Raw genomic sequence first — 17,809 nt, 5'->3', positions numbered from 1 at the left:
GATGTCTATACAGCATACAATTTTCGTCACGGGCGGGGCCTCAGGAATAGGCTTTGCCATCGCCGAGGCGGTGCTCGATCAAGGCTGGAGAGCCATCATCGTGGATCGCGACGAGCGGAACCTCGACCAGAGCCGGAAAGCCATCGCACAGTCGGGTGATGACGTTCATTTCCTTCAGCTGGATATTGCGGATGAAGCCGCTGTTGAGCAGGCGGTAGAACAATGCGAAGCGCAGGTCGGCCCAATTACCGGGCTGGTCAACGCCGCCGGCATTGCGAAGGATGTACCCGCACTCGACACCAGCGCCGACCTGTTCCGTAAAATCCTCGACATCAACGTCGTTGGGAGTTTTGTGACCTCACGCGAAGTCGCCAAACGGATGCGCGAGCGCGGCAAGGGTGCAATCGTCAATATCGCTTCCGTGTCCGGGATCCGTGGCAACATCGGCCGGGTTGCCTATGGCGCTTCCAAAGGCGGCGTGATCACGATGACGCAGGTCATGGCTGTGGAGCTTGCTGCTTCGGGAGTGCGCGTCAACGCCATTGCGCCAGGCCCTGTCGATACGCCCCTTGTGCGCGAGATTCATACTGACAAAATCCGATCTGAGTGGATCGAAAGAGTTCCTCAGCGACGATATGGGCAACCTTCCGAGATTGCCAGCATGGCAATATTTCTTCTCGATGACGTAAAAGCAGGATTCGTGACGGGACAGACAATTTGTGTCGACGGAGGTTTCACAGCCGCAGGTCTGTTGGGTCAATGAATGCAGTCGCCACGCTCAAAAGAACGAACCTCTGGCTTTATTCGGAAATGCACTTAGGACCAATAATCCCGATTAGCTTCCTGTTGCAGGCATACGTTGACCAGCAACCAGTGCGAGCGAGACGATGGCCAGCAATGAGCAGATCGTCATGATCACTATCAGCGGCCAAACTGTTGAACTGAGTGCGGCACCAACGATGGGAGCGACAAGCGCGCCAAACCCAATCTGGAAGCTACCCGACAAGCCAGCCGCGGCTCCTGCGAGGTCAGGCTTCACGCTTACGGCACCTGCAATGCCACTTGGCAGGACCAACCCGTTCGCCACACCGATGAATAGCATCGGCCCGAACAGAGCGACCGGAACCATGAAGCCTGAAGCGATCAAAACGGCCATGGCTGCCATGCTGGCCAAGGACAGGAGGGTTCCTGCTAGGATCATTGGAATTGGCCCCATCGTGCCTGCTATGCGGCCCGTGGCGAAGTTGCCCAGAATATAGCCGCACGGCACCATGGCAAAGTAGAGCCCGTACTCCGCGGGGGTGCGTCCCAGCAGTTCGACCATCACATATGGAGCACCCGCCAGAAAGGCGAAGAACATGGCAGACACGAAGCTGGTCACCAGGGTGTAGCCCCAGAATTGGCGAGAGCAAAAAAGGCTCCCGTAGCCCTGCAGGAGATTTCGCGTAGTCTCCCCTGAGGCGCGATTATGGTTTGTTTCTTTGAGCCGCCAATACGCGAACACGAGAGCGATCCCACCGAATCCGATCAGAAAGGCGAACGAGGCGCGCCACCCGAAAAAGGTTTCGAGCAAGCCGCCGATGGTTGGTGCAATCATGGGAGCAACCGCCATGCCCATAGTAACATAGGCAATCATGCTGGCCACCTGATTGCGCCCATAGAGATCACGTACGATGGCGCGGCTTAGGGTGATCCCGGCACAGCCCCCGGTGGCCTGAATGATACGACCGAAAATCAGGATGTCGATGCTCTGAGCCAGCAGACATATGGCAGAGCCCACCACGAATACCAAAAGTCCGGTCAATAGTACGGGCCGGCGCCCGAAGCTGTCGGACAGTGGTCCGATGATTAGCTGTCCCAGGGCCATAGCGCCGAGATAGAGCGACAGGGTCAGCTGGATAGTGGTGAAATCGACACCGAGCGCCCGCGCCATCCCAGGCATCGACGGAAGATACATATTGATGCCCAGCGGGCTCACAGCGGAGACGGCGATAAGCAGCGCAATAAGGCCAGGATTCACAGCGGACTGGCCCACAGCGGCAGTGGTCGTATTCATTATTTCAAGATCGCTTTCGGCGAGATCCGTGGTGAGCTCGGCAGATGGAACCTCTCCTTTGAACAAACTAGGTCATTTGTAGAGGCGTGACAGTGCTCGGCTTCTTCGACGGGCGCAAGATTGATTTGTGCGTACTGCATCCATCGACCGGCGAAGTGTAGGCGCCGGTACGCGTAGCGTGCCGGTAGGGCGCGCCTCACAGGTCCAGTCATTGGGTGTAGCTAATTCCGCGTCAGATCCGATGGTCGGGTGAGACGGAAGGGATCACAGGGCTTTGGTCGATGCTCTTGTCTCTCGGTAGAGGTTGGGGCGGGAGGCTTTTTTGACCGGTTGCGAGACGTTGCTCCAGAGCAGCAACCTGCCGCGCCAAGTTATCGATGGCAGCTTTGAGAGCAAGAACATCGGCTGCGTCCGGAATCGTCGACACCGGAGCGGCCGTCCGAGCGGCAATCGGTTCGACACGGCTACTGCCGGTTCCGTCAGTAAGAGAAGGCTCAAGCCCTCTCTTCCGAGGCGCTAAAAGACGGCGAGATGTCTGCCAGACCAGCCAGAGGACACACCCGGCAAGAAAGAGTGTGAGCAACGCAGCCGGCAAAGTCTCAAACATGATTTTTTTGATTTCTGTGCACGTTTATGGAGGTATGAAGCAATGCCGCAGCAGCGCTCATCGTTCCCCGATAAGGGCCGCAGGCCGTCAGTGCTCCCTTCTCCGTTACTCCTAAGTGATATCACCATCAAGCGTTACGCTGCTCTCGCGGCGAATTCTTCGCTATCTGTCAGCTCAAGCCTATGTGAGCAATGCCACCGCCACCGTTGCCATCATCACCGTAGTCTGAATCGATGCAGGGATAAGCTAACTCAGAGTACAGGGAGGTTTGTGTCAAGTTTGTGGCCAAATGCGGCGTTTGGTAGCAAATTATAGCTAAATCATGCAGCACATCTGATTATCAGCTCCAGTTCAATTTCTGGAGTGAAGTCCGCCTCAGAGGTGAAGTGCAGTCAAATAGAAATGCGCCAAACTCCTCTTTGCCTCACATAAACTCGCACGCGCGCAACGCTGAGAAAACGCACACTTCCCGTTTCAATGTGTATACATGGTCTGCGTCTGCCTGATTTCTCCGACTAAACAAAACGTACTCCTTCGGGGGTAGACAATTCACATTTCCCGGACACATTATTCGCGAAGCGTGAAGGCGCTGATAGGCAGGCGCACACCCTGCCTGAGGGAAAATTGGTAGCAGCAGAACGGCATAGCCGAGATCTGCGCACAGTCGTGAGAGAGGAACCCTACGATGCCTAATCCCAGCCAAACTAGCGATCAATGGTGGGTCAACGATCAGACGCCGGATAACCCTTTTGGCAAGAGCGAGGATTATGAATCCTTCCTCGGCTATCTTGGCGCATTGGGCCGTAGCCTGACGCCAGAGATCGCCGCGGGAACGCTGAGGATCAACGTCTACGAGCTCAATGACCACCCCGATTACAAGGCCGCCGCTATCGGCGCCTTACAGATGTGGTCATCTGTCACGCCTCTGAAATTCGAGATCGTCGACGACGTGCCATTCAATAGCGCAACGGATTGGATAGAGGTTGTCAGCCCCGAACTTGGCGAGGAGGACGATGGCAGCGCCTATTCGAGCAATCGCTATGTCAGCATCGGTCAGCGTTTCCACGACACGGAACCCAATAAGACAGATATCGGTGGGTACGTCTTCGATTCCTTCATTCATGAATTTGGCCATGAATTCGGCCTCAACCATCCTGGGCTGTACAATTACAGTGGCCCCGGCGGCGTGCAGATCAACTATCTGAACAACGCAACCTGGACTTATGATCGCCAGCAGTACAGCGTCATGTCTTATTTCGATGGGATCGATGTCGGCGAAACCAGCCGCTGGTCCGCGGCGACGCCTCTTATGGCCGACATTGAGGCGATCATTCGCCGCTTCTTCTCAACCGTCGACGCAAATGGAGTGCGCACCTATCAGCACATCGATCTCAACACAGGCGACAATGTCTACGGCTTTGGCAGCACGCAGTACGGCTATCAGCTGACCTCCTCGGGCATGCAGCACGACATCGGCTTCGTCATTCATGACACCGGCGGGACCGACACGATCGACTTCTCCGGCTCGACTGCGGGTACGATCCTTGATTTGCGCGCTGGACAGTTCTCCAGTGTCAACGGCCACAGCAACAATGTGTCAATCTTTCCCGGACACAATGCGGATGGAACCGACTACTACATCGAGAACGGTATTGGCAGCAGGTATGACGACATCCTGATCGGCAATGACGGCGCCAACACTCTGGATGGCCGCGGCGGCGCCGACCGCATGGCGGGCAATGGCGGCGACGATATCTACTTCGTCGACTCAATGGACGACATCGTCCGGGAGGAGCTCAACGGTGGCAATGACACGGTCATCCTCCTGGCCAGGAACCTGAAAATCAGGAAGATCGCCAACGTCGAAAACATCATCTATGCTGACGTGTCGCCGATCCAGCCTGGCGGCAGCGGCGAGACTCCGCCCAGCGCCGGTGACAACACGAGGACCAGCCTCATCTTCGGTGACAACGGAAACAATACGCTCGATGGCGGCGCCGGCGACGACACGGTCTTCGGCCAGGGAGGTGATGACCTGATCATCGGCGGCCGCGACTCGCTCGCCAGTCGCGACATCAACAACACGATTGATGTCGAGGATCTTGAAGACCAAACCGAAAGCGACGATGGCAACGACGCACTCTATGGCGGCGGCGGCAACGACGTCATTCTTGGCGGCCAGGGCAATGATATACTCGATGGCGGCGACGGTAACGATACGCTGAGCGGCCAGGACGGGGTCGATGTATTCAGGGGCGGCGCAGGCGTCGACACAGTCGATTACAGCAGGGAGAGCCCGTTCCAACTTCTGGTTAATCTCGCCACGAATGTCGCCAGCGGAGGCACCGCCTCAGGTGACACTTTCAACAGCATCGAGAACCTGATTGGTTCTGATGACCGCATAGACCGCTTTATCGGAACATCCGCCGCAAACCATTTCTGGGGGCGAGGCGGTGGAGATTATTTCAATGGCGGCGGCGGCAATGACATCCTGGATGGCGGCAACGATGGCGACATCCTGTATGGCGAAGCCGGCAACGACACGATCATCGGCGGTGCTGGTCAAGATTATCTGGATGGTGGGTCGGGTACCGACACAGTCGTGTACGCGGGCAGCTCTGGCGGTGTAACGATCGATCTTGCGAACGGCATAGCCGTCGGCGGCAACGGTGATGGTCCGGTACAGATCGTCGGGCGAGGCACAACTATTCGGCATGACATACTCGTCGGCTTTGAAAATGTCGTCGGTTCATCCTCTAACGACCGCCTTATTGGCACGAACCGGGCCAATGAACTCTCCGGAGGCGCCGGCGACGATACGCTGACCGGCGGTGGAGGTGCTGACAGATTGAACGGAGGCGTCGGCCGCGACACGGCAGACTACTCTGATGCAAAGAGCGGCGTTAGGCTTACTCTCACTGGAGGGAAATCTGGCGGAGACAAATATGTCTCCATCGAAAATCTTGCAGGATCGGGATTCAATGACCGGCTAACGGGAAATGGCGCAGCCAATGTATTAATCGGCCAAGGCGGGAACGACATCATCGACGGCGGCCGCGGCGATGATATCATGCTCGGGGATTTCGACTATCAGGGTGACGCGCCGCCACGCCCGGGCATGGGAACCGGCTATGCCACACTGGGGCCGGATGCGACGAACAACTCGATCGCAGCTGCGTTCGATATTTCCAACAACTTTTCCTTGACCAGCGACCCCGATATCTTCGATTCGACCACGATCCTTCATACGACCGTCAATGCCACCGGAAACGGCCTGGGCGGGTATTACAGGATCGATCTGGCCGCCGGTACGGTCATTACAATCGACATTGACGGAATTGCAGATCCGAATGTCCATGACAGTTGGCTCAGGCTGCTCGACAGCAATGGCAACATCGTTGCTAACAACGACGATGGCGGTGGCGACCCTGGCTCTACAAGCAGCCGGGACTCAAGCACCGTGTTCGTCGTCGAGGAGACAGGAACCTATTACATACTGGAAGGCAGCTGGTCAGAGACAGCGCCGGGCGATGGCTGGGCGGAAGCCGTGCCGGAAGGCTCGACATATAAGTTGAACGTATCAGTGGAATTTCCCCCTGCACCGGCTCAGCCAGGCGTTGCGGGGGCCGACAGGCTCAACGGCGGCGACGGCAGTGATCTTCTGGATGGCGGTCTGGGAGCCGACACACTCACCGGCGGTGCGGGAGAGGATGTATTCCGCTTCTCGACAGCGCTTGGGAATGGCAACGTCGACTGGATTAAAGACTTCAAGGTCGTCGACGACACGATCCTGCTGGATAACCTCATCTTTACCAACGTGGGTGGCGATGGTGCTTTCGACTTAGGGGCATTTCACAGAAGTGCCGCGGGTGCCGCTCATGACACCGACGACCGCATCATCTATGATACCGATAGTGGTGCCTTATCCTATGACGCCGATGGTAATGGAGAAGTTGCAGGCATTCAGTTTGCGCGGCTGAGCAAAAATCTGAATATCTCTGCGGCCGACTTCACTATCATCTAGATCAACCGCAGGTGGGGCGCTTTCAGGCGCCCCACTTGGCATTCTCGCTTCAGCTGGTTTGTCTTTATGAGTCAAAGGTTGAGCAGCATGCCGTCACCGACGGCATTATGCGAGGCGATCATGGAGAATAGGTAATGAGGCACCGAAACGACCGCCGCACGGTATTGATGGTCGCTGGAGCCGCGGCTATCGCTGCGACTACTGGACCAGTCGCTGCGCAGTCGGCAGCCATTCGTGGCGAAGTCACGTTCGAGAGCGGTGCGGTTATCCCGGAAGGTCATCTTGAGATCTATCTTGAGGACCGGGCCGCTCAGGATAATACGCAACGTCGCGCCGCGAGATCACGTATCAAGAGCGATGGCAAATCAAAAAAATTAGCCTTTTCCTTGTCTGTACCCTCAATTTCAATTGTTTCGCCAACGCAGCAGATCGTTGCGCGCCTGGAGCGTGCAGATGGCTGGTTGGTCGCGCGGGGCAACGCACAGGTCAAGTCGGGTTCACCCGTCTATATCATACTCAACACCGTTATGTATTGAAGGACCATAACCAATCACCGAGCGGCGAACATCAGCCTCGGCCCGCACAAGCTGCCCAAAGACTTAGGTCCAGGAGAGCTGTTTGAAGACGCCCCAGAGATGGGAGGAGTGCAGCACATACTGTGTATAGAATGGTCTGCATCCACACTCATGTCATCAGCCAATTCTCATTGCGCCTACCGCCAGTTTGATTGAAAAGCCGATGCCAATGCTTTTCGCGAGGCGCTCCTCACCGCATGCAGCCCGAATTATTCCCTGTCAGGCAGTAGGTATCCCGCCGACGATACGCCAGAATCCACGGGTTGTAGGCGCCCGATCTGAGGAGCCAACTTCTGCAGCAATCTCAGAGACCGGTATGTCGTCGAGAAGCATTTCTCCTGTAATCTCCTCGCGCGCATATCGCTGAAAAAAACGTCCCTCTCCCTGGCACTAGCTGCAATGACTTTAGTCAAAATATCTTCGCTTCCAATTCCGTCAATATTGGCCTTCTATCTGCCAAGGTTGATGAGAGAGGTGCCGAGAGCTTAATTCGATTTCTTCAGGAGGAGAGCCAGGACCTGAGCATTGATCTTGAGGAGCAGAAGAGCACTGCTGGCGGAACTCTAATGCCGTTCTCCATTGACCCCATTTGGCGCACGAAGCTGCTAAACGGGTGGGACGATATAGATCTCACACTTAATCAGGCATTTGAAATTGCTCGATTCAGGGCGGAGGACTCATTCATGCGTCCATGGGCGGTGCCACATGCGCCATGCTAACGAAGCCTAGAGATAATCATCTACAGCGCTACAAACCTACTTGGGTCAGATTGACATTCATAGGCCATCAGTCGTTCGGTCAGACAAGGAGCAGGGCACGAAGAGAATAGCCAGTATGACAGAATAGTGGCCTGGGCTGCCTCCTGATCTTGCGACCGGAAGCTGAGATGGACTCTCTGCGCTTGAGGTGATCGTGAGACAAGTAGTAGTTGTATTCTGCCGAGAAAAATCACTGGCACGGAGCCGCACCTAGCTTCATATTCGATGGAAGGTGAGAGCTGCGGGTCTAGGATCTCGATGATCGATTTTCTTTCTGTCTTGACACGCCATGTTATTCCCGCCTGGCAGTTGCAGCCGGTCGTCTGTGAAACCGGCTGAAGCGTATATAGTCATGACCAGGCAGCGTCTCGGGTTCGGCGGCCTCTTTCTGAAATACTTTCTCGTGCTGTTTCTGGCCGTGGTCATTCCACTCGCAACCAATGGCATCAGTGAGGCTTGGCTCGGCTATCGTGATCAACGGACCAGGCTCGAGCAGCTTCTGGGCGTCGAGGCGAGGTCTGCGGGGGCGAAGATCCAGGGCTTCCTCGATGGCATCACTGATCAGCTCGGCTGGTTGGTGCAGCTCCCCTGGACCGAGGAACCGGATGAGAGGCGGCGGATCGATGCCTTACGCCTACTACGGCAGGTACCGGCTATTGCAAGCCTTACCCTGCTTGACGGCACCAGCCGCGAACGCCTGTATGTCTCGCGCATCGGCTTGAACCGCAGCGAGAGCCGAACCGATCGTTCTGCCGACGAAGCGGTGGCCGGTGTCCGCTCGGCCCGACTCTGGTATGGCAAGGTTAGCTACTATCGAGACTCTGAACCGTACATGACACTTGCGATTTCTGGTAACCGGCCGTCCGTCGGCGTGGTTGTCGCAGAGGTGAACCTGAAGCTGATCTGGGATGTGATCGCGGCGATCAAGATCGGACAGACGGGCCAAGCGTTCGTACTTGACGGTCCAGGGCGGCTCGTGGCCCATCCGGACATCAGTCTTGTGCTACGGGGTGCCGATGAGTCCACGCTCGCTCCCCTTCGGGAGATCCGGGAAGCAGTAAGGCGCGCCGGTGCGGATGTCGCAACGGGGTGGGACGCTGATGGCATAGCCGTTGCCGCCGCAGCCGCACCTGTTGTGGGCCCTGATTGGACCATCGTGGTCGAGCAGCCCCTTTCTGAAGCGTTTCGACCGATCTATGCAGCCCTGTGGAGAACTTTGGGCCTCCTCCTCGCCGGCGGCGTCTTTGCGTGTCTCCTGGCATTCATCCTCGCACGCAGGATGACCAAGCCGATCCATTTGCTGGAGGAAGGCACCCAACGCATCGGGGCCGGACAGTTCAATTACCGGATTGAGATCAAAACCGGCGACGAACTCCAACGGCTGGCCGACAGCTTCAACGCGATGGCAGCCGAACTTGCCGTGTCACAGGAGCGCCAAGAGCGGATCGCCAAGCTTAAGCGGTTCCTCGCTCCCCAGGTTGCGGAGTTGGTCGACCGCGCAGGCGACGACGACGTGCTGGAGGGCCGCCGTACCGAGGTTGTCGCTGTATTTTGTGACTTGCGCGGCTTCACGGCCTTTTCAGCCAAGGTCGCCCCCGAGGAAGTGATGAGCTTATTGTCGGAGTACTACGATGCGTTGGGACGGATCATCACCAAATATGAGGCGACTCTCACGAGCTTTTCGGGCGATGGGCTGATGGTGCTTGTCAACGCCCCTGTCCCGGTTGCGGACCCGGCCCTGAAGGCTGTGGATCTGGCGGTGGAGATGCAGTTGAGCGTGCAGGACCTGGTCGCCGGTTGGCAGCGGCAAGGCTACCGGATCGGGTTCGGGGTGGGGCTTGCCAAAGGGTCCGCCACGGTCGGACGGATCGGCTACGAGAGCCGGTTCGACTACACGGCAATTGGGAGCGTCGTGAATCTCGCGGCCCGCCTGTGTGCGTCCGCTACCGACCGGGAAATTCTCACGGACGCGACAGTGGCAAATGAGGTTAATGGAAAGCGCGCCTTGAACCCGATGGGCCTGCGCTTGATCAAGGGTTACGATGAAAAGCTCCTCGTATACCGGGTATCTCTCCCCGAGAAGCCCAGCGCCACCTGATCCTACCCCTTCAGGATCGTTCAAATGGGTTTCATGAATCAGGCCTTGCCGCTATGATGCCGTCAAGCTGTCGGCTGCCCTGGAAAACTGTAAGGTGACTGGATGATGGCAGTTGGAATATTGTCCCATCCCTCACATCTCCCATTCGTTTTCATCCGAATGCCGCTGGAATGAGACGGCGCGATGTGCTCAGGTGGATCGGCGGTGCAGCGGCGTGGACGCTCCCAGCGCGCGCGCAAACACCGGTCATGCCTGTCATAGGGTATCTCGCGCCCGAGTCGCCTAGGCCCTTCGCCAGCCGCCTCAAGGCCTTCCGAGATGGGCTTGCCGAAGCCGGCTATGTCGAGGGCCGCAATGTGGCAATTGAGTACCGGTGGGCTGAGGGCAACTACACTCGCTTACCAGCCCTTGCCGCCGATCTCGCCGGCCGAAAAGTTGCCGTCCTTGTCGCGTCTGGCGGCGCACCTGCCGCACTTGCGGCAAAGACGGCGACGAAGACGATCACCATCGTGTTCGAAATGGGGGGCGACCCCGTCGCGCTCGGCGTGGTCGATAGCCTGTCGCGCCCCGGAGGCAATCTCACGGGCATCTCGAGTTTGAGCGTGGAGGTCTCTCGCAAAAGGCTGGAGTTCATGCACGAGTTGCGCCCGAATGCAGCGTCCTTCGCAGTTGCCGTGAACCCGACCAGTCCGACCTCGGGCTCGCAGGTGCGGAACCTCCAAATGGCCGCCGAGGCTCTCGGAGTTCGGCTCCATATCATGAATGCCAGCACCGAAGGAGAGTTTGAAGCGATGTTCTTGTCTGCCACCCGAGAACAGGCAGGGGGCATCGTCTTCACCTCGGATCCGTACTTTGCCTTCCGCAGCACGCAGCTTGCCGATTTGTGCCTCCGCTACTCCATGCCGGCGGTTACGCAATCCCGCGACTTTCCCACGGCGGGCGGCCTGATGAGTTATGGCGGCGACTTCATGCAATCGCATCGCCGCGCCGGTAGTTACGCCGGACGAGTTCTGAACGGCGAAAAGCCTTCCGATCTGCCAGTGCAACTCGTCACGAAAGTCGAGTTGGTCATCAATCTGAAAACGGCAAAGGCCCTCAGCATCAACATCCCACCGGCACTGATCAGCAGCGCCGATACAGTTATCGAATGATGCTCTGTACTTCCTATCTGATTTGCGCCTTAGTGATAGTTCCATCCTCCGAGCGGCTCCTCCCATTTTTCATATCGGTTAATGGTGGCCGTGCGGAGCGGTCTGCACAGGTTGTGGTCCGTGCGGGTATTCCTTGCTGTGGGAGTGCGTGGTCAGCTCTGTGGGCTGAGCAACGCTCTCTTCGGTTTCATAGAACACCCCGTGCAGGCCCCAGTATCCGGTAACGAGCACCACTAAGGCGACGGCGAGACCTGCGGGCACTGAAGCCAGGCTGCCAAAGCGCGGCAGAGTGTTCGGCATCTTCACGGCAATCGCATTGGCGTCGCGGCAAGGATCGGCGGCAACCAGAAAGAGGGCTGCCATGATCAGAGCGTGACCAACGAGGTCGATGCGGCCGAACGGATAGACTGCGGTGAAGAAGATCAGCAGCAGGGACACCGCGGACAGCCGGCGCACGAGAGGCGTCCAGAGCAGACCGAAACCTAGGGTGAACTCGGAGACACCAGCCATCGGAATGAACACGTCACGGGGCATGCCGAAGGTCAGGAAGGGCTTTTCCTCAACGAGCGGATAGAACCAATTCGGATAGGCGAACTTCTCCAGGCTCGACCACATGAGGGCGATCGCAATGCCCCAGCGGAGGGCAAGGAATCGGCGCTCGCGCCACTTGGCATCGCTGGAGGAAGCCAGAACCAGATAGCCGGCCACGCCGACGCCGAGCGCCAAGTAGTCGAGCAGGTGGAACAGGTCGTACTCGCGCAGGGCCACAACCCACAGGGTGATGATGCCGCCCGCCGCAATCGGCATGGTGCGGCGGGAGAACACACAGGCCGCGATCAGCAGCTGCGCCCATGAGATGATCTCGGAATCCGTCTTCAGGTCAGGAGTGAGATAGATACCGCCGACGGCGAAGATCGCCACGAAGAACGCCCCGATGGACGTGCGCATGAAGTCGTCCGAGCGGCTCCAGAGTGGGGCGCTGATCCGGTCGAGCCCGGACAGGATGCAGCGCCCGATCACCGTGCGCTCAACGGTCAGCGTCGCCAGGAAGAAGGCAAGCACTAGGCCGATGCCGGTCCAGAACCAGACGTTACTGAGCGTGGCACCGACCGGCTGCGGGGCGGCATCCACGATGTAGGGGGCAAACCACTTCACGTGAGCCTCGGCCGGCAGCGTCCAGGTTGCCAGAGAACCGAGAGCCAGAAGGCCTGTTGCGGCATGTTTCAGGAAGTGCGGAATTCTAGTTGTCAGGCCGTTCCTGGCAGAGATGGTAGGCATGATATCCTCGTGACTCGTAGCCAATGTCTTTCGTGACGAGGTGGTACATTCCTAGGGACAGCAAGAGAATTCAGGTCATCTCCTAGGGGATATCCCGGAGGTCGGAGCCACGGCCAAGCCTGTGGGCGGCTCCGGACGGGGTACGCCCCGAATCCTGGCTTTGCGCATCTGCTGAGGTTTGACCTAGATCAAGGCGAACAGAGCCACGGCACAGCAGAACCCCTTTCATGACGCCAGAACTCATCGCCCGCTACGATCAGCGCGTCCCGCGCTATACGAGCTACCCAACCGCGCCGCATTTCAGCCCCGACGTGCAGACGGCAACCTACATCCGGTGGCTCTCGGAATTGTCGCCCCGCACCGAATTGTCCCTGTATCTCCATGTACCCTTCTGTGCCGAGCTCTGCCTTTATTGCGGCTGCAACACAACCGTTGCCCGCAGCCATGGACCAGTTGCGGCCTATGTGGATCTTCTGGAGCGGGAGATCGAGTTGGTGGCAGAGCACCTGCCCGGCCGTATGGACATCGCTCATATCCATTGGGGCGGCGGCACGCCTACGATCCTGTCCCCGGATGATCTGAAGCGGATCATGCTTCTCCTGCGCAGAACGTTCGCTATCGGCTCGGGAGCGGAGATTGCCGTCGAGATCGACCCGAGGACCATCACCGCCGGGCATGTGGAGGCTCTGGGAGCGGCGGGTCTCAACCGGGCGAGCCTCGGCGTACAGGACTTTGATCCCCTGGTCCAGAAGACCATCAAGCGCGTCCAATCCTTCGACCAGACCGCAAAGGTAGCCCGGTGGCTGCGCGAGACGGGCGTGACGGGGCTCAACCTCGATCTCATGTACGGTCTGCCCTATCAGACGCCTGACAGCGTCATACGCTCCGTCAAGCTCGCTCTCGAACTCGATCCTGACCGCATTGCACTTTTCGGCTACGCCCATGTGCCATGGATGAAGCGCCATCAGGCCTTGCTGCCTGAGGAGGCCCTGCCTAATGCGGTGGAGCGTGTGGAGCAGTGCACCGCAGCAGCCTCCGCCCTGCTGCAGGCAGGATATGTGCAAGTCGGTATCGACCACTTCGCGAAGCCTGGCGACCCATTGGCGGCGCGCCAGCGCGAAGGCCGTCTTCACCGGAACTTCCAGGGTTATACGACAGACGAGGCTACAGCCCTGATCGGGTTCGGAACATCGGCCATCGGCTCCCTGCCGCAGGGCTATATCCAGAACGCGCCGACCACCGTCGCCTATCGTGACGCAATCTCAAAGGGCCAGCTTCCGGTGGTGAGGGGTGTGGCCCTGACGGACGACGACCGCTTGCGCCGCGCCATCATCGAGCGCCTCATGTGCGACTTCTCCGTCGATCTAGACGAGATCGCAGCGGGCCATTCGAGAGTGACAGATTTCGCGCCCGAGTTGGCCGCCATAGACGATCTGGCCGAGGACGGGCTGGTGACGCACCGGGGTCATTCGATCAGGATCCCGGAGGACAACCGCCTCCTGGTCCGCAATGTCTGCGCGGTGTTCGACCGCTATCTCGGCAGCAGCACTGTGCGTCATTCCCGAGCCGTCTGAGGCTCGCCTAAGGGAGCATCGAGGCTAACGGGTGCGGACGCATTCCGCGTTTGATCTGCATCAATGCCCCTACCCCACCCTGCTCCTAGAGAGTGATACTGACGGCGAAGCCTAAGGCCTCGCGTCTTTTCAGAATGGTCGAGACCTATGGCTCACACGATAGCACCTTCCAAAGGAATGACCTTCGGCGAATTGGGATCAACCCTCGCCTTCGCCGCCCTGGCCTTCCTGAGCGTGATCATCGCCGCAAAGGCTCATACGCCCGAATATGCGTTTCACGCTTATCTCTTTGCCGCTGCGAGCGCCGCTGCAACATTCACCATCATCAACCGCTATTATGATCGGCCAGCAGCCCTGCCGCCGCTCACGATCAACGGCAAGCCCAACTACAATATGGGCCCAGTGAAAATCGCCACGATCGCCTCTGTCGTCTGGGGCATCGCAGGATTCACCATCGGCCTTCTCATTGCCCTGCAGCTTGCCTTTCCGGCGCTCAACCTGGACACCGCATGGCTGTCGTTCGGGCGCATGCGGCCGCTGCATACCTCGGCGGTGATCTTCGCCTTCGGTGGCAACGTGCTGATCGCCAGCTCTTTCTACGTCGTACAACGCACCTGCCGCGCCCGGATGGTTGGCGACATTGCACCGTGGTTCGTTGTTCTCGGCTATAACTTCTTCATCGTCATCGCAGGCACGGGCTATCTGCTCGGCATCACGCAGGGCAAAGAATACGCGGAGCCGGAATGGTACGCCGACCTGTGGCTAACGGTCGTGTGGGTGGCATACTTCCTGGTTTTCCTCGGAACCGTCATACGCCGCAAGGAGCCACATATATATGTGGCGAATTGGTTCTATCTCGCCTTCATCCTGACCATCGCGGTTTTGCACCTGGGCAACAACGCTTCCATTCCCGTGTCGATCTTCTCGCCCAAAAGCTATATCGTGTGGGCCGGGGTGCAGGACGCCATGGTGCAGTGGTGGTACGGCCATAACGCGGTGGGGTTCTTCCTGACCGCCGGCTTCCTGGCCATCATGTACTACTTCATCCCGAAGCGGGCCGAGCGGCCGGTCTATTCCTACCGCCTCTCCATCATCCACTTCTGGGCCCTTATCTTCATGTACATCTGGGCGGGCCCGCACCACCTGCACTACACTGCCCTGCCTGATTGGGCGCAGACGCTTGGCATGGTGTTCTCGGTAATGCTGTGGATGCCCTCTTGGGGCGGCATGATCAACGGCCTGATGACCCTCTCCGGCGCCTGGGACAAGCTGCGCACGGATCCGGTGCTGCGTCTAATGGTCGTGTCGGTGGCCTTCTACGGCATGGCCACATTCGAAGGCCCACTCATGTCGGTCAAAGCTGTGAACTCGCTCTCGCATTACACCGATTGGACCATCGGCCATGTTCACTCCGGCGCTCTCGGCTGGGTGGGCTATGTGTCCTTCGGGGCGATCTACTGTCTCGTTCCATGGCTGTGGAACAAGAAGGAACTCTATTCCTTGAAGGCAGTCTCCTGGCACTTCTGGATCTCGACTCTTGGTATCGTCCTGTACATCACATCCATGTGGGTCGCGGGCATTCTCCAGGGCCTGATGTGGCGCGCCTATACCAGCCTCGGCTTTCTCGAGTACTCGTTCATCGAAACCGTAGAAGCGATGCACCCCTTCTACATCATCCGGGCCCTTGGTGGCGCCCTCTTCGTCGCCGGCAGCCTGATCATGGCATGGAACGTCTGGAAGACGATCGTCTCGGCTGAAGCTGTCGAGGAAGAACCATCCGTCCGGCTGAAGTCAGTTCTCATGGCCGCCGAGTAAAGGAACAGATCATGTCACTCTGGTCCCGCCACAAGATCTTCGAGACCAACTCGATCATCCTCATCATCGGCGTGCTTTTCGTGATCGCGATCGGCGGCCTCGTGGAGATCGTGCCTCTCTTCTATCTCAAGAGCACCATCGAGAAGGTTGATGGCGTTCGGCCCTACACGCCTCTCGAGCTTGCAGGGCGCAACATCTACGTGCGCGAAGGCTGCTACAACTGCCATAGCCAGATGGTACGCCCGCTGCGCGACGAGGTTGAGCGCTACGGCCACTATTCCCTGGCCGCCGAGAGCATGTACGATCGGCCGTTCCAGTGGGGTTCCAAGCGCACAGGCCCTGACCTCGCTCGCGTTGGCAACAAGTACTCCGACGACTGGCATCGTGATCACCTGAACGATCCCCGTGCGGTGGTCCCCGGCTCAATCATGCCGAGCTATCCCTGGCTTGAGGCCAAAGAACTCGACGCTCGGGGCGTAGCCGATGACATGAAGGTGCAGGCGATCCTGGGTGCGCCCTACAGCCCCGAAATGATCGCCAGGGCCGAGACCGACGTCCGCATCCAGTCGAATGCCGACGACCCAAATGTCGCAGACCTTACCAAGCGCTATCCGAACGCTCAGGCGCGCAACTTCGACAACAATCCGAGGAAGGTGACCGAAGCGGATGCCTTGATTGCCTATCTGCAGATGCTCGGCACGCAGGTGGACTTCAAGCTGTACGACAACAAGGCCAACGTGCGCTGAGGACGGATCATTATGCCCGCTGCATACAAGTTCTTCGCTGAATTCGCCCAAACCTGGGGGCTCCTGTACTTCGTGGCCGTCTTCTTGGCGGTGCTGATCTATGCCCTCGCTCCCTCGCGAAAAGACCGTTTCGATGCGGCCTCTCGCATGCCTCTCCAGGAGGATTGATCCCATGGCCCATGAAAACCATGAACAGGTTGACGCCCTCACCGGCATCGCCACCACGGGGCATAGCTGGGACGACATCCAGGAACTCAACAATCCCCTGCCACGCTGGTGGCTGTGGAGCTTCTATGCCACAATTGTTTGGGCTGTCGTTTACTGCGTGTTCTATCCGGCTTGGCCGCTGGTCTCATCCTACACGAAAGGCATGTTCGGCTGGCAGTCCCGGGAAGCAATCGTGCAGGATCTCGATACCTTGAAGGCTCAGCGTGCTGGCATGACCGCGCAACTGGCTCAGAACTCCCTTGAACATATTCGCCAGAACCCGGACCTGTTTGCCTTCGCGCGCGCTCAGGGCAAGGCATCCTTCGGCGACAATTGCGCGCCCTGCCACGGGGCAGGCGGCGGCGGAGCCAAGGGCTATCCGAACCTAAACGATGATGACTGGCTCTGGGGTGGCTCTCTTGACGAGGTCGAGCAGACGGTCCGCTTCGGCGCCCGCTCCACAAGCGACAACGGCCACCAGGGCTCCATGCCGGCCTTCGGCCGCGACGGGATGCTCCACCGAGAGGAAATCTCCCATGTCGCGGATTTCGTCCGCTCGCTTTCCGGCCTGCCAACCGAGACGAGCGCCCATCTCGCAGAGGGAGGCAAGGTTTTTGCCGATAATTGCGCCGGCTGCCATGGCGACAAGGGGCAGGGTAACAAGGAGCTAGGCGCGCCGAACCTCTCGGACAAGATCTGGCTCTTTGGCTCGAGCAAAAGCGTCATCATGGAGGGGCTGACCAACGGCCGCGGCGGCGTGATGCCTGCTTGGCATGGGCGTCTCGACGACACCACCATCAAGGCTTTGACCCTCTACGTGCATTCCCTGAGCGGCAACCAGCACCCTTAGGAGGCGGCACATCTCGAGCCTTTCGACGGCCGGGGCAATCCCGGCCGTTTCTTGACGCAAATCAAGGCGG

12 protein-coding genes are annotated in these 17,809 nt (G+C 58.6%); 10 read left to right on the top strand and 2 right to left on the bottom strand.

What is annotated here, in order from left to right:
• Position 1 precedes the first annotated feature (1 nt).
• On the top strand, positions 2-763 hold the full coding sequence (locus I2H36_RS14700; RefSeq protein ID WP_196264656.1) for an SDR family NAD(P)-dependent oxidoreductase: 762 nt from the start codon (positions 2-4) through the stop codon (positions 761-763).
• A gap of 72 nt (positions 764-835) precedes the next feature.
• Here I2H36_RS14700 and I2H36_RS14695 read toward each other — a convergent pair whose 3' ends face one another.
• Positions 836-2,122: a multidrug effflux MFS transporter gene (locus I2H36_RS14695; protein WP_210331084.1), complete on the bottom strand. Its 1,287-nt coding sequence runs from the start codon at positions 2,120-2,122 to the stop codon at positions 836-838.
• 1,226 nt (positions 2,123-3,348) lie between these two features.
• Between I2H36_RS14695 and I2H36_RS14690 the strand changes: the two genes are divergently transcribed.
• The 4 genes from I2H36_RS14690 (at position 3,349) to I2H36_RS14675 (ending at position 11,269) form a co-directional block, all read left to right on the top strand.
• Positions 3,349-6,687, top strand: a complete 3,339-nt coding sequence (locus I2H36_RS14690) for a M10 family metallopeptidase C-terminal domain-containing protein (protein ID WP_196264655.1) — start codon at positions 3,349-3,351, stop codon at positions 6,685-6,687.
• A gap of 134 nt (positions 6,688-6,821) precedes the next feature.
• The gene (locus I2H36_RS14685; RefSeq protein WP_196264654.1) at positions 6,822-7,223 is read left to right on the top strand and encodes a hypothetical protein; all 402 of its coding nucleotides are present in this window, start codon (positions 6,822-6,824) and stop codon (positions 7,221-7,223) included.
• A gap of 1,149 nt (positions 7,224-8,372) precedes the next feature.
• Complete coding sequence (locus I2H36_RS14680) at positions 8,373-10,118, top strand: HAMP domain-containing protein (RefSeq protein ID WP_196264653.1); 1,746 nt, start codon at positions 8,373-8,375, stop codon at positions 10,116-10,118.
• A gap of 170 nt (positions 10,119-10,288) precedes the next feature.
• On the top strand, positions 10,289-11,269 hold the full coding sequence (locus I2H36_RS14675) for an ABC transporter substrate-binding protein (RefSeq protein WP_196264652.1): 981 nt from the start codon (positions 10,289-10,291) through the stop codon (positions 11,267-11,269).
• 78 nt (positions 11,270-11,347) lie between these two features.
• On the opposite strand, the gene I2H36_RS14670 is transcribed toward I2H36_RS14675, so the two are convergent.
• Positions 11,348-12,547, bottom strand: coding sequence for a hypothetical protein (locus I2H36_RS14670; RefSeq protein ID WP_246718826.1), 1,200 nt, complete (start codon positions 12,545-12,547; stop codon positions 11,348-11,350).
• A gap of 227 nt (positions 12,548-12,774) precedes the next feature.
• Here I2H36_RS14670 and hemN point away from each other — a divergent pair, with 227 nt between their 5' ends.
• From hemN to ccoP, 5 genes are all read left to right on the top strand, one after another.
• A complete protein-coding gene (gene hemN / locus I2H36_RS14665) occupies positions 12,775-14,121 on the top strand; it encodes an oxygen-independent coproporphyrinogen III oxidase (RefSeq protein WP_196264651.1) in 1,347 nt (448 codons plus the stop codon).
• Positions 14,122-14,268: 147 nt separating this feature from the next.
• Positions 14,269-15,936, top strand: a complete 1,668-nt coding sequence (gene ccoN, locus I2H36_RS14660) for a cytochrome-c oxidase, cbb3-type subunit I (RefSeq protein WP_196264650.1) — start codon at positions 14,269-14,271, stop codon at positions 15,934-15,936.
• Between the two features lie 11 nt (positions 15,937-15,947).
• Positions 15,948-16,682, top strand: coding sequence for a cytochrome-c oxidase, cbb3-type subunit II (ccoO, locus tag I2H36_RS14655; protein ID WP_196264649.1), 735 nt, complete (start codon positions 15,948-15,950; stop codon positions 16,680-16,682).
• Positions 16,683-16,694: 12 nt separating this feature from the next.
• Complete coding sequence (locus tag I2H36_RS14650; protein ID WP_173948319.1) at positions 16,695-16,850, top strand: cbb3-type cytochrome c oxidase subunit 3; 156 nt, start codon at positions 16,695-16,697, stop codon at positions 16,848-16,850.
• Positions 16,851-16,854: 4 nt separating this feature from the next.
• Positions 16,855-17,739 (top strand): cytochrome-c oxidase, cbb3-type subunit III, encoded by an 885-nt coding sequence (ccoP, locus tag I2H36_RS14645; protein WP_196264648.1) that lies wholly within the window; start codon positions 16,855-16,857, stop codon positions 17,737-17,739.
• The last annotated feature ends 70 nt before the right edge of the window (positions 17,740-17,809 follow it).

Source organism: Microvirga terrestris (assembly GCF_015694425.1).
In the GTDB taxonomy this organism is placed as follows: Bacteria; Pseudomonadota; Alphaproteobacteria; order Rhizobiales; family Beijerinckiaceae; genus Microvirga; species Microvirga terrestris.
The sequence above is the reverse complement of the archived record's forward strand: the minus strand, read 5'-3'. Positions and strand labels throughout refer to the sequence as shown.